Below are 23,516 nucleotides of genomic sequence, written 5' to 3'. Positions count from 1 at the left end.
ACTTTCATACTATTTATTAGTCGTTTTCTGGTTTACTGCCTGATTCTTTCCCGGCTGCTTCCTGTTCACAGTCCCAGGGCCGGCTTTCTTATTTACCACTTTCTGCTGCTGTCTGTTGGCGGCTCTTCTGTTGACCTGGCCCTTGACGGCGCCCTGTCTTCGTCCGACAGAACGTTTCTGTACCGGTTTTTTAAGCAGCCCTTGAGATTCTTTGTACTTATATACCGCTTCTTCTGCAGTCCCGTCAAACATCACCCGTCCCTGGTCCATCCATATACCGCGGGTACATATTTTTTCAATGAATGACAGGCTGTGGGATACGATGATCACCACTTTTGCCCGGCTCATCATTTCCTGTATACGTTCGCTCGCTTTTTGCTGGAACGCAAGGTCACCTGTCGACAGGGCTTCATCAACGATGAATATATCGGGTTGCAGATTGGCTGCGATACTGAAGCCGAGACGTGCTTTCTGACCGCTCGAAAAATCTTTTACAGGCTTTTTGACTTTGTCGCCAAGCCCGGTGAATTCAATGATTTTGTCATATTTTTTATCCACACGGCTTTTTGGAATTCCCAGCAGAAGCGCATTCAGATAAATGTTGTCCTCGCCTGTGAGATGGGGATTGAAACCTGTGCCGTAGCCGAGCAGCGCCGAAGTTTCTCCGTAGAGCTCCATATGCCCTTCGTCCGGTCTCAGAATTTTGGTGAGTGTTTTACATAGCGTGCTCTTACCGGCACCGTTGTGGCCGATGATGCCGACAACTTCGCCTTCCTTCACTTCAAAATTAACATCTTTCAACGCCCAGAAATCACCTGTGGTCAGCTTATATTTGACACTTACATCATTCGCACGGATAACGACATTGTCCGTCATATTCGTTTCAGTCTTTCTAAGCTGCAGTTTGCCGCGCCTTCTTTGAATGTTCCGCTTCGGTACAGTCGCGCGGTAATTCGCAATGACCGTCTTCGGGTCGCCGATTTCCCGGACTTCCCCGTTATCGAGCCACATGATCCTGTTACAGTTCCGCTGTGCATATCTCAGACTGTGGGTGACCAGGATGACCATTTTCGCATCCTTTACGAGCGACTTCATCTTCTGTGAGGCTTTTTGTGAAAATTTTCCGTCCCCGGTATTCAATGCTTCATCGATGACTAGTATTTCTGGGTGGAGGTTGGCCGCCACACTGAAACCGAGCCTTGATTTCATTCCGCTTGAATAATACTTCATCGGCTGCTCGAAAAAATCGCCGAGGTCTGAAAAGTCCTTTATATCCTGAATGTATCTGTCGATTTCCTTTTTATCGATGCCTAGCATCAAACCGTTCAAATAAACGTTTTCCCTGCCGGGAAGTTCCTGATTGAACCCCATGCCGAAAGAAAAGAGCGCTGTCACTTTGCCCTTCACTTCCATTACACCATAATCCTCTTTTAAAATACCGGCGATTATTTTGGACAGCGTAGATTTCCCTGCACCGTTCGAACCGATAATTCCGAGTATTTCGCCTTCCTTCCCTTCAAAGCTTATATCTTTGAGTGGATGGACAAGATTTCTCTCCGGCAGTTTCCAAGTCTGAAAAAAGTTGAGTATTCTGGATTTGAAATCTGCAGCATGGTTTCCTGAGAAGAAGGAGATACCAACGCCTTCAGACTTAATGACCGTTTTTTTATTGTCAGTTTCTTCATTTATTTTTGAATCTTCCTGTACAGCCAATTCAAAAACCCTCTTTTTATAAATTTCGTATTTTGCTGTAACACTTACATCGCTTTGATTATCTTATATTCATTTCTGCTGTAATACCATAGCATATAGACGATGACCGCGGCGGACACTACAAAAATGATGCCGAGACCAAGGAAATTCGGCAGGCTCGCATACATCAGTATATCTCTGTAGGCTGTGACGATGACGGCAATTGGGTTGTATGTGACAGCCCAGCCGTACTCCGGCGGCAGTCTGCCGCCTTCCCAGATGATCGGGGATGCGTAGAAAAATGCCCGGGTGACATACTGAAGTACGTTCTCAATATCCCTTACAAACACCGTCACATAGGCCAGAATCATCCCGATTGCAAGCAGGAACGTCGTTTGTATAATAATCAGCAGCGGCAGAAATACGATTTCCCATCCGGGCATCACACGGAACCAAGCAAGGAAGCCTGCAATCACTATGAACCCGAATGAGAAGTTGAACAGCTGGGTCAGTGTAAATGATATCGGGAACAGTGATTTCGGCAGGTAGACCTGGCTCACTATCGAACTGTATCTCATGATCGATCCTGATGACGAGTTCAAAGTCGTACTGATACAGCGCCATACAATCAATCCGATGACAAGGAACAACGGGAAGTTCTCAGTGTCTCCCCGGTCCAATATCACTACAATAAGAAAATAAAAAACCAATGCGTTAAGAAGTGGATCAAGCAGCCACCATAAGTAACCCAGGTAACTGTTTCGGTGTTCTGCTTTTAAACCGGATCTCACTAAATAATATAACAAGTCCTTACGATTCAACATTTCCTTTAAATAAGTTTTCATAATTAAAAATGACACCGCCTAGTTTACTAACGACCGAAATTTCAGTTCCCGGCCTTTCTGTTTACAACTATCTTATATTTAATCAAATCTTTGATCGCAATGACCGCATAATGGCCAAAATACCATAATGCTTTCGGCAGATTTTGACCCTCGATGTGTCTGAACACATACCAGTTTCTTTTAGCAGCTTTCCATTTGTTGCTTGAAATCGAATCGCCCACCACCCTGTACTTCGCAAGTACTTCCTGCAGACCATATGCTGTATGGCCCTGTCTTGTGAGACTGAGCCACAGTGCATAATCCTGGCGGGTGCGGATGTCCACCATGCGCACCTCTCCAGTCTTTTCAGTATCTATCATTACAGTGAGGCAGCCGATGACACAACGTTTCATAAGTGCGTCCCAGTCCACTGTCTCAGGTGCTTTTGAAATATAATCTGTTTCTGTCCCATCTTCAAGTGTACGGACATACTCTGTAAAGGAAAATGCGACATCTTCATCCTGCATAAATTTAAGCTGACGTTCCAGCTTTTCGGGATACCAGCTGTCGTCACTGTCCAAAAATGCGATATAACGGCCATTTGAATGTTCAATCGCAGTGTTGCGTGCGACTGCCGAACCTGAGTTTTTCTCAAGTTCTATCAGTCTGATCCGGGCATCTTTGTCCTGCATCTCCTTTATGAGACTGACCGTATCGTCCTTCGAGCGGTCATCAACAATAATCATTTCCCAGTCGGAATACGTCTGATCTAACACACTCTGAATCGTTTCTTTGATGAATACTTCTGAGTTGTATGCAGGAGTAATCACCGAAATTACCGGTTCTTTATCATGAGTCACACTATCAGACCTCCTCTCCCGTGTTGGAAGATAATCCTTCATTCAACAGTCCATTATACCAGCGAATCAATTTATATTCCTGAGTCTGCCAGTTCAATTCTTCCATGACGGCCTTTTTGCCGTTTCTGCCCATTCTCGATGCTTCTTCCGGGTTGTTCTTAAGATAATCGATCGCTTCTTTTATCGCTTCGTCGTCTTCAGGATTTACAGCTATACCGCATTCATGTCGTTCCACAAATGCTTTCCACACCGGGAAATCAGAACAGAGGACAGGGATACCTGCATTCATATATTCAAAAAACTTTGTCAGCTCTTTTTTCTTATAGTGTTCTGTCGGTGGAAAAAGAGCGATGCCGGCCAGCCAGTTTCTCTCAAGGTATCTTTCTTCGATCACTTCTTTTTCAACAAAACTGTCGATGCCTTCTATATGAAGTCTGTTTTTATGTTCACCAGCTACATCATACATCTCTTCAGCGAGGCTCTTCGGACACTTGCCGACAAAATGGACATTGACGTCCGGATCGATTACAGGGAGTTTTGCATGGTGTCTTGCCCCGCGCACATGTGAAACATTTCCTGTGTACAATACTTTGTTTTCAACTTCACCGGTTCTTTCATGTTCGATGAATTTTTCATTGACAGTTGGATAGTTCAGTATCCATACACCGTCTGGATAAATGTCCTGGTAATACTTTTCAGCAAGTGACAGTCCCATGCCCTTTGTGAAGAATTTCTCCATTAATTTATAGCCGGACGCCGCTATTTTTTTCACAAGTTCACTTAAATAATCTTTTTGCATAATGCTCGTAATGTAGTCTTCATGAATATCATAGATGACCACATGATTTTGCTTTTTAAGCAGCCATGCAGCGGGCAGCAGCTCCGGATCATGAAAAGTGATGATATCCGCATTCATCGATTTTGCTTTTTTATAAGCATCGATTGTGCCGAAAACCATGCGTTTCAACCGGCTTTTATATGTCTTAAGTAAAATATGGTTGATTGTCTTATCACCATCGTTCCCTTTAGGGTCACGTCGTGCAATCAGCGTGACATCAAAACCGGCGTTCTCCAGTGATTTGCACTGTTTATGGTAGATTCTCGGGTCGTAAGGGTGATGAACGGTAGTCATGTGTACCACTCGTTTTTTTGTTTCCATATTGTATCTCCTGTTTTTCATTTATTTTTCCAGTACTTCTGTAAACATCTGTTCATACTGCCGGGTGATTTTATTTACATGGAATTCTTCTGCACGTTCCAGGCCTTTTTCAATGATGCCTTCCCTTTCACTGTCGTTGAGCTCAAATATATGATTGATGCCGGCGGCAAGCGCCTCTGCGTCTGATGGTTCGCACATGTACCCGTATTCTCCATATGCCAGCACTTCTTCAGCTCCCGGACGTGCTTTGGTCGATACAATCGGCGTACCGGTGGCAAGCGCTTCTGTAAGCACATGGCCGAAACCTTCCCTGACAGATGAGAGCACGAAAGTATCCGCATATTTAAAATAGGCATATGGATTATGCTGGAATCCGGCAAAATGAACTGAATCTTCAATGTTTAAATCGACGGCCATCTGCTTCAGTTCCGCCTCCAGCCCGCCTTCACCGAGGATGAACAGATGACTGTCCATATGATTTTCTCTCACTATTTTAAATGCCTTCAATAATGTTTTCTGGTCTTTGTCCGGGTGAAGGCGTCCTGCAGTGATGATCGTCCTGCCACTGCTTTCTAAAATCGCTTTGTGCGCATCAGAAACTTCATCTTTTGCCATCATTTCCCGGATGCCTTCAATATCCACCGGATTATATATAATATCAATTTTATCAGAATTCACTTTATACCTGTTAATAATATTCTTTTTAACACCTTTTGAAAGTGCGACCACTTTCTTTGCCCGTCTGTAGAGCTGGCCGGCAAAACGTAACTTCAGATTTTCTTTTGCACTGCCGCCGAGGTAGGCCGCTTCCCTCACGACATTTTCAGCTGACGTAAACGACAGCATGGTCGCAAGAAGTGCTATGATATTGTAATTTGGAATCGTACTGAATACGAGCTCCACCTGCTGCTGCCTGATTACTTTCGAAAGAGGCAGTATCGCACTGCGCAGCCTTTTCGTTTTTAATTTTATAAATTTAACATCTTCATTAATATACTTCTCGTAGCTTCCATCGTAATTGAGCGTCACAAGCACGGGCGTGAACTTCGTCCGGTCAATATTGTTGATGATATTGAGCAGTGTTCTTGCTGCACCGCCGCCGCCCATTTGATAAATAAAAAACATTATTCTTTTCTTTTCCACGATATTCTGCCTTTCTCTGAAGCGGTATTTCACCTCGAATATTATATCATAAACATATTAGTAAACAAGTTATCGCACATGGTGTGGGCGCCGTATAATACAAAAAAGTCGACTATAAAGTCGACTTTCCGCTGATATTCATTTTCTGACAGAAGGACGGCCGATGGAGTGATACTCGACACCGCTCTCTTCTGCTTCTTTTAAAGTGAAACAGTTTCTGCCGTCGAAGATTACCGGTCGGTTCATCAGCTTCTTATATTCTTCGAGAGGGAACTCTTTTATTTCCTGCCACTCTGTCAGAATGATGACGATATCCGCATCTGTTACAGCCTGTCTGATATCATCCGAATAAATGACTTCATCTGATAATATGCGCTGTGCATTTTCCATCGCCGCAGGATCGTAAGTATGGACTTCCGCACCCTCTTCAATCAGTTTTGCCGTCACTGAAATCGAAGGCGCCTCCCTCAGATCATCCGTGTTCGGCTTGAATGCGAGGCCAAGCACTGCAACCTTCTTGCCTTTGATGGAGTCAAAACGTTCTTTGACCTTGTCGACGATGATACCTCTCTGCCGCTCATTTGAATCCACTACATTTTCAAGGATCTGCATATCATATGAGGCATCTTTTGCTACAGATATTATCGCTCTCGTATCTTTCGGGAAACATGAACCACCGTAACCGATGCCGGCATTTAGGAATGCACTGCCGATTCTTCCGTCCATGCCCATCCCTTCTGCCACGTCGTCAATGTTCGCACCGATCTTTTCAGATAGATTGGCCATTTCATTGATAAAACTGATCTTCGTAGCAAGGAAGGCGTTGGATGCGTACTTTATCATCTCTGCACTTCTTAGATTCGTCCGGACGATCGGAAGGTTGAAGCCGGCGTTGACTTCTTCCAGAGCATCCAGCACCGTCTCATCTTCTGCACCGATGACGATGCGGTCTCCGTTAAACGTATCGTAGACAGCTGACCCCTGTCTTAGAAATTCAGGGTTGGATGCGATCTTTATTGTCACATCGTTGACGATCCTGTCTTCGATCGCTTTTTTAATATATTCATTCGTACCGACGGGCACTGTACTTTTTGTCACGATGATGATGTCCCTGTCGAGGTGGGCTGCGAGCGATCTGCATACTGCATCCACCGACGTCAGGTCTGCTGAACCGTCATCATTTTGCGGCGTACCGACAGCAATGTACACGATGTCTTTGTCAGCGAGCCCTTCTTTGTAGTCTGTAGTGAACTTCAGACGGGATTCATTAATATTCCTGTTAAGCAGTTCCGCGAGTCCTTCTTCATATATCGGGCTGACGCCCTGTTTCAAAGTTTCAATCTTTTCTTCATCAATATCTATGCATGTCACATGATTGCCGATTTCAGATAAACAGGCGCCTGTGACAAGCCCCACATACCCGGTACCGATTACTGCGATTTTCATAAATCTTACACTCCCAGTTTTTGCCGCATCATTAAAATCTGCCTGCAAAAATTCCATCCGTATTTTATATGATTCATCTTTTTCTTTTATCATTCACATTCATCAATTTTATCATATGCCTTGTGAACATTCTACTTTGAGGATGGAATGAGTGCATGGCATCGTGATAAAATGTATAATAATGGAGATGGAAATACAACCTTGAGAAGTTGAAAAAAGAAAGGTATAGATGCTATGAATATATATGAAAAACTGGAATCACGTGAAGAAACATTATCGGTAATCGGACTCGGCTATGTCGGCCTGCCTCTTGCCGTGGAATTCGCAAAGAGATACAACGTCATCGGCTTTGATGTGAACCAGCAAAAGTTGGATGAGTATATAAAAGGTAATGATGTCACTGAAGAAGTCGGAGATGCCGCACTTGAAAACACGACGATGGAATTTACAAGCGATGAATCAGAACTTAAAAAATCAAAGTTCTTTGTCGTTTCTGTTCCGACACCGATCAACACGGACAAAACACCGAACTTGACCCCTGTCATCAGCGCGAGTGAGACAGTCGGCAAAAATCTGACTGAAGGCTCGATCGTCGTTTATGAATCCACAGTCTACCCGGGAACGACGGAGGAAATCTGCATTCCGATACTGGAAGAGAAGTCCGGCCTTAAATATGGTAAGGATTTTAAAGTCGGCTATTCACCTGAACGCATCAACCCCGGTGATAAGGAAAATACGCTGACGCAAATAGTAAAAGTCGTTTCCGGTTCGGACGAGGAAGCATTGAAGGAGATCTCCAGTGTTTACAGCTCCATCATCGAAGCCGGTGTGCACGAAGCAGAATCCATTAAAGTGGCGGAAGCTTCAAAGGTGATTGAAAACTCGCAGAGAGATATCAACATCGCTTTCATGAATGAACTTTCCATGGTATTTAACAAGATGGATATCGATACGAATGCAGTTCTGGAAGCTGCAGGCACAAAATGGAATTTCCTGAAGTTCACACCGGGCCTTGTCGGCGGACACTGCATCGGTGTGGACCCGTACTATTTCACTTATAAAGCGGAACAGCTCGGCTATCATTCACAGATCATTTTAGCGGGCAGAAAAATCAATGACGATATGGGTAAACATATCGCAGGCAACATCATCAAGCAGATGATCAAGGCCAAACAGCTGATCGACGGAGCGAGAGTTGCGGTTTTAGGACTCACTTTCAAGGAGAATGTCGCAGACGTCCGCAATACCAAAGTGACTGATATCATTGATGAGCTCAAAGATTACGGTGCTGATGTGCTGGTGCATGATCCTGTGGCGGTTCCCGAAGCTGTGGAAAGAGATCTTGGCATACAGCTTGTGCCGGATGCAGAGTTAACCGACCTGGACTGTGTGGTTCTCACGGTGCCTCACGCTGAATACCTCGAAAAAATCAATTTTGACACTCTGGACACACTATTCAAAGATGAACGTAAAGTCCTCATTGATGTCAAAAGCATATTGGACAGAAGAGATTTTGAATCCAAGGGCTACCACTACTGGAGTTTGTAGTCTGAATGCAGATATTTTAATATAGATAAATAAAAGCCTTCATCCACATGAAGGCTTTTTATCTTTTAATCTTCTTTTAGCTCCAGTGCTGTATCCGGATAATCGGTGATGATGCCGCGGACGCCCGCATTAATCAGCTGCTGCATCTGCTCTTTCTCATTCACTGTCCACACTCTGAAGAAGATTCCTTTTTCTTTCATCAGTTCGATGTTCTCGAGAGCAGCTTTGACATGGAGATGGATGGCTTCAAAATCGTATTTGTCTATCATCTCTTCATAATTCTCAGGCAATTTTTTTGTGAGGTACGCAACTCTGGCATTCGGGTCGTGCTTTTTCAAACGTTTCAAAGTTTCAAGGTTGAATGACGAAAAAACCACTCTGTCTTTCATACCATGAGAAGCGACAACGTGGTGCACCTCCCTTTCGATACCCGGATATTGATGAACGTCGGTTTTCAGTTCAATATTGATAACCATTTTATCATTCGCAAAAAGAGCGAGCACTTCAAATAATTCGGGCACTCTCTCTTTATGCCAGGTTTCATTGTACTTAGGCAGCTTTTTAAACTTCATGCCAGTTTTAACTTTTTTCAGCTCAAAAACTTTCCAATCTTTGATCAGACCCTTATCCGTCGTTGTACGATCAAGGTTTTCATCATGCATGACCACAACTTGTTTATCTTTTGACAAATGAACATCAATTTCAATGCCATCTGCGCCCATTTCCTGAGCCTTATTGAAACCGAGCATCGTATTTTCAGGATAATGACCCATGGCCCCACGATGGCCGAATATTTTAGTCGTTGGCATTATTCATTTCCTCCAATTTGATTTGCATACACAAGTTCACTTAAAATTATTATAAGATAAAATATAGTAAAAGACACTTCTCATGCTGTTTCCTGTTCTTTGTATTATTCAGTTCAATCATATATCATTATTTTAACAAAACTTTTAAGGAGAGAGTACTATGACCAAGATGAATGTCGAAAGTTTTAATCTCGATCACACGAAAGTCGCTGCACCGTACATCAGACTCGCCGGCACCAGTGAGGGCGAACACGGTGATGTCATTTATAAATATGACCTCAGGTTCTGTCAGCCGAATAAAGAGCATATGGAAATGCCCGGGCTCCACTCCATTGAACACCTGATGGCAGAAAACATCCGCAATCATCATGATAAAGTCGTCGACCTCAGCCCGATGGGATGTCAAACCGGTTTTTATTTGTCAGTACTGAATGATGATAATTACGACAACATCCAGACCGTTATGGAAAACACATTGAATGATGTTTTAGAAGCCGATGAAGTACCTGCCTGCAACGAAGTCCAGTGCGGCTGGGCGGCAAGCCACAGCCTTGAAGGCGCTAAAGAAATCGCCAAAAAAATGCTCGCAGGCCGCGACCAGTGGGATAAAGTATTCGGCTGATCAGTTTTGCTCATCCAGAGAGCCTCGTCTCTGGATGAGCTTTTTTATTTATCAACCCATTTGCTGACGGCGTATAAAACTAAACCTGCAGCAATGTACACCCACCACGCCATATTGATGACAGGCCCGAAATCAGGTACAAAGACAGCAGCAGCCATGATTATCCCAAAACCGGCCATTCCGTAGACAGCCGCCTTCAGCATGGCCATCCGTTCCGCTTTTTTTGGATGCTCTTTAAATAAAGATTGACGGATAAGACTGAATACCACTCTGATTGCAACAAGGACCACAATGGTAATCAAAACGCCGAGGAGCAGTATATTTCCAAGACCGACTGATGTATCTGTCTCCGTGAAATAAGGAAGGATGAAAGTCATGATGCCTTGAACAATCAGTAAAAACCCGGCAATGCTTAAAAACTGTCCGGCAATAAAGCCCGTTCTTCCTCTCTTCTTCTCAGACGGCAGCTCAGCAATCAATTCATCTGCGAAACCCTTGGGATCATTTCCGAATATTTCACCAGCAGATACACCGTCTGCCTGAGCTTCGAGCAGATGATTCAAAATTTCCATCAAAATCTCTTCACCCTGATGCTCCTCAATCCTCAAGTCCGTCCTCAAATACATTAAAAACTCTTCATACAACTGTTTATTATCTTCTGTAAGCTGTTCACGCTTATCATTGTTCTCCTGAATCAGCTCTTTAGTCATCTCCATTTGTCACATCCCCTTTTCCAAGAAGTTTATTGACCGGTATTACTATGTTTTCCCATTCGGCTGCGATGTTTTTAAGTTCAACTTCGCCCTCATCCGTTAAAAAATAATATTTTCGCTTAGGACCCGCCGGCGATTCCCTCTGTTCACTGGTAATGTAACCTTTCTTTTGAAGACGCAGCAGCACCGGGTATATCGTGCCCTGGGTAATTTCCGGCAGACCCGCATCCTGAAGCTTCAATGCCAGTTCATAACCATATACCGGCTGTTCTTTAATCACCGTCATAATGCATGCATCCAGAATCCCTTTGAGCAGTTGAGTTCTTGACATGATTTATCCACCTACTTTGTATAACCATATAGTATCATAATAAAATACTACTCGGCAATACCAAGTAGTATTTTATTAAGTTATTTATGGAGCCCTGTTGAGATCACACTGCAGTAAATACAGCTGAATAAGATATGTTTCTATCCGCCAAACCGACTCTTCACTTGGCCGATAGAACACCCCTATCGGGCAAACCGACTCTCAACTTGGCCGATAGAAAGCGCCTACCTATCTGTTCACCGATCGGCTCATCCGCACGTATGTGTGACGGCGGCCGCGGACTGCAATGGAGTATGTCATGATATTTTCCGGCACAGCGATGCCGTAATAACCTGTATCCCCAAGATGATACATATCCGCACCGGCCATCTTGGAGTTGAGCGCAATCTGCCTGATCGTATGCTCATCTGCACCTTCCTGAGAGGTACCGATTGTAAGCAGTGCAAGCGCACCATTTTTATGTGCACAGTCCACATATTTCTGTGCTTTATCCACGGTCATTCCGGGCACAGTACCCGGCGCCGGCATCAGTATGATATCCGCTCCTGCAGCGGTAAACTGCCCGATCACCTGCTCAGAAATGATATCGCCGCCCGATTCTCCAGACACACCTGCGCCGTGCATCTTGCCGGAAATGATCAGACCGTCTTCTCCGAAAATTTCCCGTGCATTCCTGATTGCTTCGACAGTCATATCATTCGTCACACCTGTTTTCGGGTTGCCCGTCAGACACACGAAATCAAAGCCCAACTGACGGGCACGCTTCAGACTTTCCACCGAAGCGAGTCTCCCATCTGGCACTTCGTCCAGAGCTTCATGCGCATCGGCACCAGCATCCACCGGTTCCAGATTGACACCGACTGGCCTGCCAAGCAGCCGCTTCAATTCACCAATGACTTCATCATCATTTTCAACGTCCAGCCCCCTGACCGAAGGCTCAAACACATTAAACAGATTCAACAAAATAATATCCGCGCCAAACGATGCAGCAAGCTCCGCGTTCGTAATGTCCGGAATTAGCGGCTCAGGTGCGGTCATCGTTTCAGCCATAATCACCCGGCCCTCACTCGCCATGATCGACTGTTTCAGTTCCCGCCCGGTCATATTCAAAAAATTCGATGCACTGCAATCCAGTAATCTCTTCATATTATTCAAGCTCCCTCTTCATCCTTAATGATCTCTGCACTTCTCCTGTACCCGTCTGCTTCTCTTTCACGCTTTGAAAATAAAAACCGTTGGACTCATAAAAGGGCATCCCGAGCGCATTACCCTCCTGCACAGATGCCCACTGTACAGACGCGCCTTTTTTCTTGAAATGTTCGGTAAAGACATGGAGCAGCCGTTTTCCAATCCCCATATAGCGGTAGTCCCGGTCCATATAAAATACAAAGACTTCATTCTCTTTTTTGCTGATCATCCCCCCGCCAATGACTCCGGCGACGTCATTATCCACTTCAGCCACAAAGCTGTACTGCCCCTTTTTAATATCCTGTTCAACTTTAGCAGGTGAATACCAGAACCCGACATTTTTAGTCTTATATGTTTCCGACAGCCGGTCATCGACAGTATCCAGCCAGCCGCTCCGGCAGATTTCAGCAACGCTTCCTGCGTCCTCCACCTTCACTTTCCTGATCTTTATCTCCATATAATCACCTAGTTTTTATAATAATAGACTGCAAGCTGTGTCCTGTCCCTCAGTTCCAGTTTGCCGAGCATCTGGGAAATATAATTTCTGACAGTGCCTTCACTCAAATATAACCGTTCGGAGATTTCTTTATTGTTCAGACCATCGGCGACCAATTCAAGAATATCCCGTTCACGCTCCGACAGTTCATCCAGATTTTTATGACTCGATGCTGCTGACATGCTTTTCACGATATTGCTGTCGAATACCATATTGCCCGCTTCGATCGCCTGCACGGCGGGGATGATGCCGGTAAAGTTATCTTTGAGCAGATACCCCTTGCATCCCACTCGCAATGCTTCGGCTATATATTCATCATCTTTGAAAGTTGTGATCAGCAGTATGTTCGCATCTTCATATCTGTCCAGAATGATCTTGCTCGCATCCAGCCCCGTCATCTCTTCCATACGTATATCCGTCATCAGAAGATCAGGCTGATGTGCATCAAATAACCGGACCGCTTCCCTGCCGCTGTTACCCGTCGCTACCACCTTATACCCTGAACTCTCGACAATCGTCGTCAGTGCAGAAACAACGAGTGCATCGTCATCAACTATGATTACGTTCATTTTATAATTCCTCCTTATACAAGAAAACATGGACTTTAAAGCCATCATCATCCATCGTATTGAACACCCCGTTATACTTGCGTACGGTTTCCTTCATGGATTGGAGCCCCATGCCGTGTTCGCTTATTTTGCTGCGAGTGCCGTTATCCTTGATTGCGATGATGATGTATTCCGGGTGCTCCCTGATGATGATGCTGACTGCGGTCGCATCGGAATGCTTGCGGATATTCGTCAAAGATTCCATGACGACGGATAAGAGATCGAGCTTCAATTCATGGAGCATCTGCATGTCGACATTGTATTGAAAGTCGACATCATAATCCGGCTCCATATCATCTACGTAACTCTCCACCCTGCTCCTGAAGTCGATCGATGTGTCATACAGATGATGGATGCTGCTTCTGATATCGTCCATCCCCGCTTTCAGCCGCTCCTGAAGCGTCTTCAGGGAGGATTTTATTTTCTCTTCATCATCCACATACTGCAATGATTCTATCAATAAAATGCTGCTCGACAATGAATGCCCCAGCGCATCATGCATATCGCGCGCGATTCTGTTGCGCTCATTCAAGCTTGCGCTGAACACTTCTTTTTCATGACTTTTCATCAGTTCATTATGCTTCTCCTTCAACTGCATATTATCATGGGTCAGCCGGTCCCTGATTTTCCTATTATCCGATTCCAGCGACGCGAGTTTCAAATTCAATGCCGACAAATAAAGTCCAGCCAATGAGAATACAAGCAGCAGCCATTCTTCATATATCACAAAAACCAGTAACAGAAAATATGCCCATTTGCCATATTTGTTATGTACAAACAGCGTCAGCAGCGGAAAGTAATATATCCATTCCGTATTTATGGATACGAGCACAATAAACAGCACCGTGATGATTTCCAGCAAATATTTTATATTCAACACTTCAGGCAGAAACAGAATGATAAAAGCCGTAAGCACCAGCAATACATTCGCTTCATCGATGAATATCGCATAGATGAGCGTCATCATAATGAACAATGTCATTTTTTCCAATATTTCACGCATTAAATTCACCCCATCCCATGACAAATGTCATATCACTTCGTTACAGAGGGCACTAACCTCACCTTAATTTATATTATAAACTTAAATTAACAAATGTAATAGGAGGGTCTTAAAAATGATACTCATGAAAGATGTGATCAAACGATATAAAGAAGTCATCGCACTGGACCACTTTTCATTTTCAGCCGGTGAAAATGAAATCATCGGTCTGCTCGGCCCGAATGGCTGCGGTAAAACGACGGCCATCAACTGCATGCTCTCCATATTGAAGTTCGATCAGGGGCAGATTGAGATTTTCGGAGAAAAAGTCGATCCGAACAATAATGATATTAAAAAGCGCATCGGCGTCGTTCCCCAGGAAATCGCCATATTCGAAAATTTGAATGTCGTGGAAAATATCAGCTTTTTCTGCGGACTGTATGTTAAAGACAGCACGGCTCGTAAAAGTCTTGTAGATGAAGCCATCGAGTTCGTCGGACTGGATAAATACAGGAAGTTCAGCCCCAGACAGCTGAGCGGCGGACTGAAAAGACGCCTCAACATCGCCTGCGGCATCGCACATAAACCGGACCTTCTGTTTCTTGACGAGCCGACTGTTGCGGTGGATGCACAGAGCCGGAACTTTATTCTTGAAGGCATCAAGAAAATGAAAGATAACGGGACGACCGTCGTCTATACCACCCACTACCTGGAAGAGGCGGAAGATCTGTGTGACCGCCTTGTCATTATGGACAACGGCCGCAATGTCGCACAGGGCACTTTGTACGAACTGCAGAAATCCATTTCCACACAGGAAAGCATTACTGTCAGCTTTTTGGATGATGAAAATCTGTGTAAAAAACTGAAGTCACTCCCTAATGTGGTCAATGTCGAAAAGAGTGATGATCTTTACACCATCCATTTTGAAAAACATCAGAACAATTTACCGAATCTAATAAAATTCATAGAGGAGAATCAGTTGACCTACACCCAGATTTCAAGTGAAAAGCCATCACTCAGCAATATCTTCCTTGAGTTGACCGGCAAGGAGTTGAGAGACTGATGGGTATTTTGAAAATGACATACCAGATGGTGCTGATTAATTTTAAAGACTTCGGCTACTGGTTCTGGACACTGCTCTATCCGCTTTTGCTGTCCACCCTTTTTATATTGACAACATCCAATATTGCCGGTGACGGTATGGAAGATATCCCGGTCGGTATTACAGAAGAACACCAGCTCACCGTTATATTGGAGGAAGTTGAAATTCTCGAAGTGACGGAAACAACGGAGTCACAAGCGCTGAATCTGATGGAGAATGACGAGCTGTCGGGTTTTATTACAGAAGATAATGAACTGCTTGTAACAAGCAGCGGCCTGGATCAGACAATACTTGAATCTGTTCTGAATGAAATTACCCAGATGTATGAAAGCGGCATTCCAGCCGAAAACTTCTCCTTTGATAATCACTTTATTGTCGAAACAGATGCCGACCGTGAACCGCAGGTAGTCATGTTCTACTCTCTGATCGCCATGATGGTTTTTTATACAATGTTTTCAAGCATCGAGTTCATCACAACGATGCAGCCGAATTTGAGCACGATGGGTGCGAGATTTCAGTCGAGTCCATACAGCAAAGTGAAACTGCTGTTATCCAGTGCTTTCGGTGCCCTCGGCCTCGGACTGCTCACCAATTCAATCATCATTGCATTTTTGATGATATTTTATCAGGGCACGTTGTTCAGTGCATTTCTGCCGACTGTCCTTCTGCTCGTTTTTGGTAATATTGCCGGCATAGGCATCGGCTTTGCTGTCGGTCTGTTTCCGAAGATCAATGCAAACTTCAAAACATTTGTCGGTATCATTGTTTTACTTGCGCTCACGTTCAGCGCGGGGATGATCGGTCCGGCAGTGAGAGTGCTGGTGAATGAACACCTGCCGCTGCTCAACAACCTTAATCCTGTCGCCCGTCTGACAGATACACTGTTCAGAATCAACCTGATGGACAACTTTGATGATTACATGCTGACACTCGGCATCTTAATCGGAATTGCCGTCGTCATGTTCATGTTTACTTTAGTCGCCTTGAGGAGGAAACAATATGACAGTCTTTAAAGGGATGCTCCTCCATTTTTGGAGATATAAAATAATGGTCATCATCGTCACATTTCTGTTCTTCGGCATCGCGGTGCTGTTCGCCCAGAACGAGTCCGCAGAAGTGTTTGAAACAAGGTCGATGAATATAAAAGTCGTCAACCCGTCAGATTCTGAAATTGCTGACGGTCTGATTGATTATTTGAGTACAAATAACGAAGTGGATGTCGTCAGTGATTACGACAGAGATCAGATTGTCGAAGAAGTTTATTTGATGGAAGTTAACGGTGCAGTGATAATAGATGAAAATATCGAATCAAAATTCGTCAACGGTGCTTCAACAGTTGAAATACTCACCGACCCGAGAGGCAGCGGAAGCATCCATTTGAACAACGAAGTGTCAAAATACTTCAGATTCCTGAATGCAGATTATAATTATACCGGCACAGTCGATACAGAAAATACATTATCGACACTTGAACACGGCATCACGGTCAATATCGCCAATCCGGAAAATGCTTCTGAAGAATCGGACTTTGAAGGTATGAAGTTCTACACGAACTATGCAGGCTATATTATCATGCTGATGCTTCTCCTGTTCATCGGCAACATCATGACAGAATTCAATAAGCCGGAACTCAGGGACAGGGTCAGAGTGTCTCCATTAAAGACCGTTTCATATACAACGCAGATCATCAGCGCGCAAAGCATCATGGGTCTCTTCTCGGTGCTCATCCTGTTTTTCGGCGGGATATTCATCAGATGGGACAGTCTCGACGGTGTACCGCTGGATAAAATTTTCGTCGCACTACTGTTAATCAGTCTTTTCACTCTGGCATTGCAGTTTGTAATCTCTGCACTCACGACGAATAAGTTTCTGATCAACGGTATCGCGAATTTCATCTCCATCGGGATGGCGTTCCTATCGGGCATCTTCATACCGATGGAGGTGCTGGGTGAGACGGCTCACAATATCGCGAATTTTTTACCGCTTTATCACTTCACGCAAATCTATGCTGCATCCGATATTACATGGTCTGAAAGTTTTATCCACGTGATGATCCTTATTCTCTTCATCATAACGATGCTGATTATCGGAATAATTTTTGAAAATAAAAGAAAAAGCTCATTTAATTTATGATAATCGGGTAAAATAGTAATCAGGGGGATATTGATGAAAACAAAAACATTAAGTGCAATGACTGAAAAGGGGCTGGACAAGAAAATTAATGAGTTCATGTATGAAAATGCTTATGCTGAAATTATCGATATTAAATTTTCAGCGGCCAGCACTTTTGCCGTACTCATATTATATAAGGACTAAACTTAGTAAATCATTGCATCAAACCTCGTTTTTTTGCATACTAGAGATGAAGAGTAAATTATTTAGGAGTGATTTGAGTGAATCAGGAACAATTTAACAGAATGAAGAATGATGATGGTTTTATCGCTGCACTCGACCAGAGTGGCGGCAGTACTCCAAAAGCTTTGAAAGCATATGGAATTGATGAAGATCAGTACTCAAACGAAGAGGAAATGTTTGATCTGGTGCATAAAATGCGCTCACGTATCATTACTTCACCTTCTTTCAACAAAGAGAGAGTTCTTGCAGCTATTTTATTCGAACAGACTATGGACCGCACTATCGAAGGTAAATATACCGGTGACTTTTTAGCGGACAAAGGTATCGTTCCATTCTTAAAAGTGGATAAAGGCCTTGCTGATGAAGAGCATGGTGTTCAGCTTATGAAACCTATGCCTGAACTGGATGACCTGCTTTCACGTGCAGTAGAACGCAACATCTTCGGTACGAAAATGCGTTCCAACATTTTGGAAGCAAATGAATCAGGCATCAAAGCTGTCGTAGAACAACAGTTTGAAATTGGTAAGCGTACTGTAGCTTCAGGCCTCGTTCCAATTATCGAACCAGAAGTGAACATCCACGCTGAAGAAAAAGAAGAGATTGAAGAAATTCTTAAAAATGAAATCATGAATCACTTAAATCAATTGAACGATGATGAATTTGTAATGCTGAAACTTACTATTCCGACAAAAGCTAACCTTTACAAAGAGCTTATCGACCACCCGCAGGTTATCAGAGTGGTTGCGCTTTCCGGCGGATACACACGCCGTCAGGCAAATGACAAGCTGAAAGAGAACGACGGCCTCATCGCCAGCTTCTCAAGAGCGCTTGCTTCTGACCTGAAAGAAGAATTGACGGATGACGAGTTCAACACTACATTGGACGAAGCAGTAGAGGACATCTTCGACGCTTCTGTTCATAAAACTTTAAAATAATATGCTTAACCGGACGGATGGATAATTTCCATCCGTTTTTTTATGGAGATTGGGAATGTGAAGAGGCTGCCACAATTCAGGAAGATTTCGGTTCTTAGTGGCGGTTTCGAGTCCCCGCTGCCATAAGTCAGGCAGATTTCAACGCTAAGTGGCATTTTTAAGCATGAACTGCCATAACCAAGCTTAATTTTAACTTTTCGTGGCAGCGCAACGCATCACCCCATCAGACCGCCCCTCACACCGTAACAGCCTTTAAAATCAACATATTGGAGCAGACTGCCATTTTTAAGTATAATATTATGTAACTTATAACCGATAGGAATGATTCCATGTGTTTAATTAATTTCCAGCTGAATGACCACAGTAAATATAAGCTCGTCATGGCAGCGAACCGTGATGAAGAATACAGCCGCCCCACCGAAGCGGCACACTACTGGGAAGATCATCCTCACATATTGGGCGGCAGGGACCTTCGCGGCATGGGTACATGGCTCGGCATTACTAAAAACGGCAGAATATCTGCGCTCACGAATATCCGCAATACAAAAGAGCTGCTCTCCACCCATCAGAAGTCGCGCGGCTATTTAGTAAGCAGCTATTTGATCGGCGATCAAAGCCCTTCAGAATATTTGAATGATATATCAAAGAGCGGTAAAGATTATGCCGGGTTCAATTTACTGGTCGGCAATCAGGATGAGATTTTTTATTTGAACAACTATGAAAATGAAGTCAGCAAGGTCGACCAGGGGGTCCACGGCCTTTCCAACCATCATTTGGACACACCTTGGCCAAAAGTCGTCAAAGGCAAAGACGGACTTAAAAAAATCATGGACAGTAAAGATGGCGATGTAGAAGATTTGTTCCGGCTGCTCCGGGATAATGATACTGCGGAAAATAAAGAACTCCCTGACACAGGGCTTTCAGAAGAGATTGAAAAGAACTTATCACCGCTGTTCATCAACATGGATAAGTACGGCACGCGGTGTTCTACCGTGATTTTGATCGACCACTCCGATAATGTCACGTTTGTTGAACGTACTTATTCAGACGGAGAACAGTCCGGAGAGGAAAAGTTTGAATTTAAAATAGAAAGTTAAAAAAGACATTAATAGACCACGCATAATAAAAGTTCATATTGCCGAACTTATGCGTGGTCTTTCTTTCATATTCCTAATTGTTATTTTCATAATTTATCAATTATATTAAACCAATCAACGATAATACCGCTGCGATTACTACTATGAGACCAATAATATAAATAATACTTCTCATTTTTTTACGCCTCCTATGAAGATCAAATTCATCTTTCATAAGTTCAATTCCCCTCACATACATGGCATAAACATATTTCACTAAAAAGTGGACAGCCCGGTGTCTTCCTGAATTCTGTATAATATATTTTTCCACCATACATCTTCTTTGTAAGTGTCATAGTCGGCAGTATATGTCCCGTCCTCATTATTCCATATCCGGTCGTAATACCCGGTCACTTCAGTCATAAGTTCGGAATCAGCAGAACCGGTCACCGTAAGGTTTGTTTCAAGATTATAATCTTCTATATTTCTTCTCGTAAAGTTTGAAGAGCCGCCTGTAATCGTCACTTCATCATCTGACTGCACCATCAAAAACTTCGCATGATACTGTTCACCATGGGATTCATACCAGCGGATTTCAGGCGTCTTTTCATTGTCCATCAATTCTGACGCCACCGGCCTGTTCGGAATCCCTATTTTTTCATTGCCGAAAGCATCCTGGTTCACATCGAGAATCATCTGTACATGAACATCCCGGTTCAAAGCGTCTTTAAGCGCATTGATGACATCCCTGTCAGAAATATAAAACATTCCGGTCTGAATCGTATCACCGGCCGACGCACCTTCAACCATCTCGAGTATCTCCTCTTTAACTTTCCCTTCCGTGACGAGACGCACTTCATATTCGCCTGCTCCGGATTCTTCAGTATTCACTTCAAAATCATCAAAAACAGAAGTATCCACACCTGCCATATCAAGAACAGCACGCTCCGAAAGCATCAAATCCTCCAAAACTCCACCCTGTACCTTAAAAGCGATATTGGAATGATAAAAGCTCGCATCATGCGGATTGCCTGAGGAAACCAGCGCAGAATCCTCATGCATCACCGTTTTCCTGTGATTCGCCTTAAAATTCAGCATGCTGAAATAAGAACGCAAGTTCACTTCAGGACCTTCCGGCCTCAGGGCATTCGGCAGCCATTCACCGGACGATGAACCAAACCACTGCAGATAAGCTCTGTAATAGCTGGAGTAAAGCGGATTGGAGTCACGGAGCGGTGCCAGATCTGTCTGATGGACCGATATCCCGGCCTCCGTCATCTTTTTAATATGAGGCGGCTCATATGTCTTGTAGAAAGTATTGATCGGGTCTGTGATAAAAATGATTTCCATATCCGGATTCTCGGACTTTTTCTGAACGAGAGCATCGGATAACTCATCCGACAGCGCCGGAAAATCCAACTCCGGATCGCCGTGATCATAATCATCATTGAACAAAAACATATCGATCAGCAGAAATTCCTCCGCTTCATCAATCATCTGGAACACTTCGTCAAAAATCTCCTGCTCATGTGTTTCCTCGCCGTCAGCGTCAGCATAAGTTAAATCATAAAGAAACTCCACAGAATCCGTAGAATAAACTTCACTTTCATATGTAATATTTTCAGGTGTCGACTTAAAATAATTGAACAGACCCACTGTGAAAGGAATAAGGATTAAAAAGACTAAAACCAGTACACCCGTTGATAACCAGATCTTCTTTTTACGTTTCATAAACTAATATCCCCCTTTTTCTGTGACTTTCGTTCCAGCAATGACATCCGGGATATGTTTAAAGTTTTTACCGAATAAAACCATGAAAATATATATGACGGCCAAAAGAATACCGATATTTGCCACCATAAACCACAATGTTGAATAGTCATGATACATTGCTCTGATGACGCCGGTGTGGCCGATATGCCATGGCAGAAACTTCAAAGCATTCCGAAGCAGACTGTTTCCATACGTCCGATTTTTATATGATACTTCAAGCCCCATCCGCCTCTTCCCCAATGTACCGTAAGGATACTTGTACTCCATAATTGAGAAAGCTATGACTGCAGGGATGACTGTTGTAAATAAAGACATTAAATGCGAAGCAGTTTCAGTGAAAACAGGAATACTGTCGAGAACAATCATATAAATGACCGCAAAGAACAAAAACAATAAAATAAGATAAATCCAAATGACAATATAATCGATAGCCAGTGCCATAAACCTTTTTTTCAAATACGATTTTCTCATAAAGAACATCCCCATATTCCTCTGGTTTTATCATACACTACAGCAAAAATACCCCGCGACTTATATTGTCAGTCCTAAAAAGATTGCGGTAACAGATGCCATGATCAGCATCTTTTTCTCAACCGCGGTCACCGCTTCAACATCTCTGTTCTTCATATCAAAAAGCATCAGCACTGTGACGATTGAAAGGACCAGTGCCACCATGCCGGCAAGTTCACGGGTCGACGTCATCACGACGGCAAGTGCTGCAACCAATATCAAATAAAGTACCGCAGGCATGTGTGCCGCACGTCTCCCCCACCTATTCACTGCATACAGCACCGTCGTGTTTTTCACCGGCCGTGCGCTCTGATCGGCGTCAATGTCCGGTATATGATGCACCATTACCCATGACATGCACCATACAGCATTAATAGCAGCGTTAAACCATGCCCAGACAGGAATTGCATCAAGCATAATCCACGGTGCAGCGAGCCCTAAAAACAGCATCGACGGAAACAGGCTGAGCCACTCACCCGCAAGCGGCCGATATGCAAAGCTGAAGGGCTTTATTGAATAGGAAAGTGCGCCCCATATGCCGATGATTGTCAGTATTCCAAGCTTCACATGACCGAAAATGAAAAACAATATGGCTGCGAGCATCATAACACTGCTCAGTATAATGCCTAATAATTTCAACTGGCTGTATGTGAAAAGTTTTTCCTGAATGACCCGGCTGCCGCCTGAAAGTACGCCCGGACTGGAGTCATCTGTACCTGATTTGAAGTCAGCCAGATCATTGACGATATGGGTCAGTAAGCCGTGCGTCAAAAAAGAACCCAGAAGCAAAATACCGATCAGTATCAATAAAGCTCCATTATCCAGTGCCGGGTAGAATAAAATCAACGGGATGGAAGTGGACAGAACCGTGACAAAACTGGAAAAAGCGACGGCTAAAATGCGCGTAAGCATACCAAACCCTTTTAAAAACTTTAAGTTACCCTTCAACGATTAGTCTCCTTCTTAAATTATGTTCATTCTTTAATTCAGGTTATCCCCTTCGCTCGGATACCAACTATTTGTGCAATTATACCAAAAAACACATATAGTTACCCTGATTCTTAATAATTGTACTCATACTCAGTTTTGCCAATATCAAAACGGAAGATATAAGTGAAGCGGTGGAAAGACTCTCCAAAATCATTGAATGACCTCATATAAAGCAGAGTGAACATGAAAAACAACGTAAAACACAAAAACAGCCGGCCATCCGTCTCTTGGATGACCAGCTTCTCACAGTTTACAATCGTATGTTTTTGCAATTAAACACACATTGTCCGAGCTTTCTTTATCTAATTGAACTACCATCATAGAATTCACTTTCCATTTCAGGATATGAACAAA

Annotated in this window: 24 protein-coding genes; 8 read left to right on the top strand and 16 right to left on the bottom strand. The window is 43.6% G+C overall.

Annotated features, from left to right (window positions below; all coding sequences use genetic code 11):
- Nucleotides 1-9 precede the first annotated feature (9 nt).
- From BO48_RS11085 to BO48_RS11060, 6 genes are all read right to left on the bottom strand, one after another.
- The gene (locus tag BO48_RS11085; RefSeq protein ID WP_496367516.1) at nucleotides 10-1,713 is read right to left on the bottom strand and encodes an ABC transporter ATP-binding protein; all 1,704 of its coding nucleotides are present in this window, start codon (nucleotides 1,711-1,713) and stop codon (nucleotides 10-12) included.
- 44 nt (nucleotides 1,714-1,757) lie between these two features.
- Nucleotides 1,758-2,537, bottom strand: a complete 780-nt coding sequence (locus tag BO48_RS11080; protein ID WP_496367515.1) for an ABC transporter permease — start codon at nucleotides 2,535-2,537, stop codon at nucleotides 1,758-1,760.
- Between the two features lie 41 nt (nucleotides 2,538-2,578).
- A complete protein-coding gene (locus BO48_RS11075) occupies nucleotides 2,579-3,418 on the bottom strand; it encodes a glycosyltransferase family 2 protein (protein WP_496367514.1) in 840 nt (279 codons plus the stop codon).
- A complete protein-coding gene (locus BO48_RS11070; protein ID WP_496367513.1) occupies nucleotides 3,381-4,535 on the bottom strand; it encodes a glycosyltransferase in 1,155 nt (384 codons plus the stop codon). The genes BO48_RS11075 and BO48_RS11070 overlap by 38 nt, the downstream gene beginning before the upstream one ends.
- A gap of 21 nt (nucleotides 4,536-4,556) precedes the next feature.
- The gene (locus tag BO48_RS11065; protein WP_496367512.1) at nucleotides 4,557-5,660 is read right to left on the bottom strand and encodes a glycosyltransferase; all 1,104 of its coding nucleotides are present in this window, start codon (nucleotides 5,658-5,660) and stop codon (nucleotides 4,557-4,559) included.
- 156 nt (nucleotides 5,661-5,816) lie between these two features.
- Entirely contained in the window at nucleotides 5,817-7,124 is a 1,308-nt protein-coding gene (locus BO48_RS11060; RefSeq protein ID WP_496367511.1) for a UDP-glucose dehydrogenase family protein, read from the bottom strand.
- Nucleotides 7,125-7,358: 234 nt separating this feature from the next.
- Between BO48_RS11060 and BO48_RS11055 the strand changes: the two genes are divergently transcribed.
- Nucleotides 7,359-8,672 carry a nucleotide sugar dehydrogenase gene (locus tag BO48_RS11055; protein WP_496367510.1) on the top strand — a complete coding sequence of 438 codons (1,314 nt, stop codon included), beginning with the start codon at nucleotides 7,359-7,361 and terminating at the stop codon, nucleotides 8,670-8,672.
- 65 nt (nucleotides 8,673-8,737) lie between these two features.
- Here the strand turns inward: BO48_RS11055 and BO48_RS11050 are convergent, their stop codons facing one another.
- On the bottom strand, nucleotides 8,738-9,481 hold the full coding sequence (locus BO48_RS11050) for a glycerophosphodiester phosphodiesterase (protein WP_496367509.1): 744 nt from the start codon (nucleotides 9,479-9,481) through the stop codon (nucleotides 8,738-8,740).
- A 160-nt stretch (nucleotides 9,482-9,641) separates the two neighbouring features.
- On the opposite strand from BO48_RS11050, the gene BO48_RS11045 reads away from it, so the two are divergent.
- Nucleotides 9,642-10,103, top strand: coding sequence for an S-ribosylhomocysteine lyase (locus BO48_RS11045; protein WP_496367508.1), 462 nt, complete (start codon nucleotides 9,642-9,644; stop codon nucleotides 10,101-10,103).
- Between the two features lie 44 nt (nucleotides 10,104-10,147).
- Here the strand turns inward: BO48_RS11045 and BO48_RS11040 are convergent, their stop codons facing one another.
- From BO48_RS11040 to BO48_RS11015, 6 genes are all read right to left on the bottom strand, one after another.
- Nucleotides 10,148-10,819 (bottom strand): DUF1129 family protein, encoded by a 672-nt coding sequence (locus tag BO48_RS11040; protein WP_496367507.1) that lies wholly within the window; start codon nucleotides 10,817-10,819, stop codon nucleotides 10,148-10,150.
- Entirely contained in the window at nucleotides 10,806-11,150 is a 345-nt protein-coding gene (locus BO48_RS11035) for a PadR family transcriptional regulator (RefSeq protein WP_496367544.1), read from the bottom strand. Before BO48_RS11035 ends, BO48_RS11040 begins: the two co-directional genes overlap by 14 nt.
- Before the next feature lie 225 nt (nucleotides 11,151-11,375).
- Nucleotides 11,376-12,293 (bottom strand): DUF7916 family protein, encoded by a 918-nt coding sequence (locus tag BO48_RS11030; protein ID WP_496367506.1) that lies wholly within the window; start codon nucleotides 12,291-12,293, stop codon nucleotides 11,376-11,378.
- A 1-nt stretch (nucleotide 12,294) separates the two neighbouring features.
- Nucleotides 12,295-12,792, bottom strand: coding sequence for a GNAT family N-acetyltransferase (locus BO48_RS11025; RefSeq protein ID WP_496367505.1), 498 nt, complete (start codon nucleotides 12,790-12,792; stop codon nucleotides 12,295-12,297).
- A gap of 8 nt (nucleotides 12,793-12,800) precedes the next feature.
- The gene (locus BO48_RS11020) at nucleotides 12,801-13,400 is read right to left on the bottom strand and encodes a response regulator (protein WP_496367504.1); all 600 of its coding nucleotides are present in this window, start codon (nucleotides 13,398-13,400) and stop codon (nucleotides 12,801-12,803) included.
- Between the two features lies 1 nt (nucleotide 13,401).
- Nucleotides 13,402-14,442, bottom strand: coding sequence for a sensor histidine kinase (locus tag BO48_RS11015; protein ID WP_496367503.1), 1,041 nt, complete (start codon nucleotides 14,440-14,442; stop codon nucleotides 13,402-13,404).
- A gap of 115 nt (nucleotides 14,443-14,557) precedes the next feature.
- On the opposite strand from BO48_RS11015, the gene BO48_RS11010 reads away from it, so the two are divergent.
- The 6 genes from BO48_RS11010 (at nucleotide 14,558) to BO48_RS10985 (ending at nucleotide 19,910) form a co-directional block, all read left to right on the top strand.
- Nucleotides 14,558-15,484 carry an ABC transporter ATP-binding protein gene (locus BO48_RS11010; RefSeq protein ID WP_496367502.1) on the top strand — a complete coding sequence of 309 codons (927 nt, stop codon included), beginning with the start codon at nucleotides 14,558-14,560 and terminating at the stop codon, nucleotides 15,482-15,484.
- Nucleotides 15,484-16,536, top strand: a complete 1,053-nt coding sequence (locus BO48_RS11005; protein WP_496367501.1) for an ABC transporter permease — start codon at nucleotides 15,484-15,486, stop codon at nucleotides 16,534-16,536. The genes BO48_RS11010 and BO48_RS11005 overlap by 1 nt, the downstream gene beginning before the upstream one ends.
- Entirely contained in the window at nucleotides 16,523-17,656 is a 1,134-nt protein-coding gene (locus BO48_RS11000; RefSeq protein WP_496367500.1) for an ABC transporter permease, read from the top strand. Before BO48_RS11005 ends, BO48_RS11000 begins: the two co-directional genes overlap by 14 nt.
- Nucleotides 17,657-17,689: 33 nt before the next feature.
- Nucleotides 17,690-17,839, top strand: coding sequence for a hypothetical protein (locus BO48_RS10995; protein ID WP_496367499.1), 150 nt, complete (start codon nucleotides 17,690-17,692; stop codon nucleotides 17,837-17,839).
- A 77-nt stretch (nucleotides 17,840-17,916) separates the two neighbouring features.
- Nucleotides 17,917-18,813, top strand: a complete 897-nt coding sequence (locus BO48_RS10990; protein ID WP_496367498.1) for a fructose bisphosphate aldolase — start codon at nucleotides 17,917-17,919, stop codon at nucleotides 18,811-18,813.
- Nucleotides 18,814-19,142: 329 nt separating this feature from the next.
- Entirely contained in the window at nucleotides 19,143-19,910 is a 768-nt protein-coding gene (locus BO48_RS10985) for an NRDE family protein (protein ID WP_496367497.1), read from the top strand.
- Between the two features lie 255 nt (nucleotides 19,911-20,165).
- On the opposite strand, the gene BO48_RS10980 is transcribed toward BO48_RS10985, so the two are convergent.
- Genes BO48_RS10980 through BO48_RS10970 form a run of 3 tightly spaced genes read right to left on the bottom strand, consistent with a single transcriptional unit; the run spans nucleotide 20,166 to nucleotide 23,120 of the window.
- On the bottom strand, nucleotides 20,166-21,620 hold the full coding sequence (locus BO48_RS10980; protein WP_496367496.1) for a phospholipase D family protein: 1,455 nt from the start codon (nucleotides 21,618-21,620) through the stop codon (nucleotides 20,166-20,168).
- A gap of 3 nt (nucleotides 21,621-21,623) precedes the next feature.
- Nucleotides 21,624-22,133, bottom strand: a complete 510-nt coding sequence (locus BO48_RS10975) for an RDD family protein (protein ID WP_496367495.1) — start codon at nucleotides 22,131-22,133, stop codon at nucleotides 21,624-21,626.
- A 60-nt stretch (nucleotides 22,134-22,193) separates the two neighbouring features.
- Nucleotides 22,194-23,120: a prenyltransferase gene (locus BO48_RS10970; RefSeq protein WP_496367494.1), complete on the bottom strand. Its 927-nt coding sequence runs from the start codon at nucleotides 23,118-23,120 to the stop codon at nucleotides 22,194-22,196.
- Nucleotides 23,121-23,516: the final 396 nt, after the last annotated feature.

This window comes from Lacicoccus kunmingensis DSM 17847 (genome assembly GCF_059568765.1).
The sequence above is the reverse complement of the archived record's forward strand: the minus strand, read 5'-3'. Positions and strand labels throughout refer to the sequence as shown.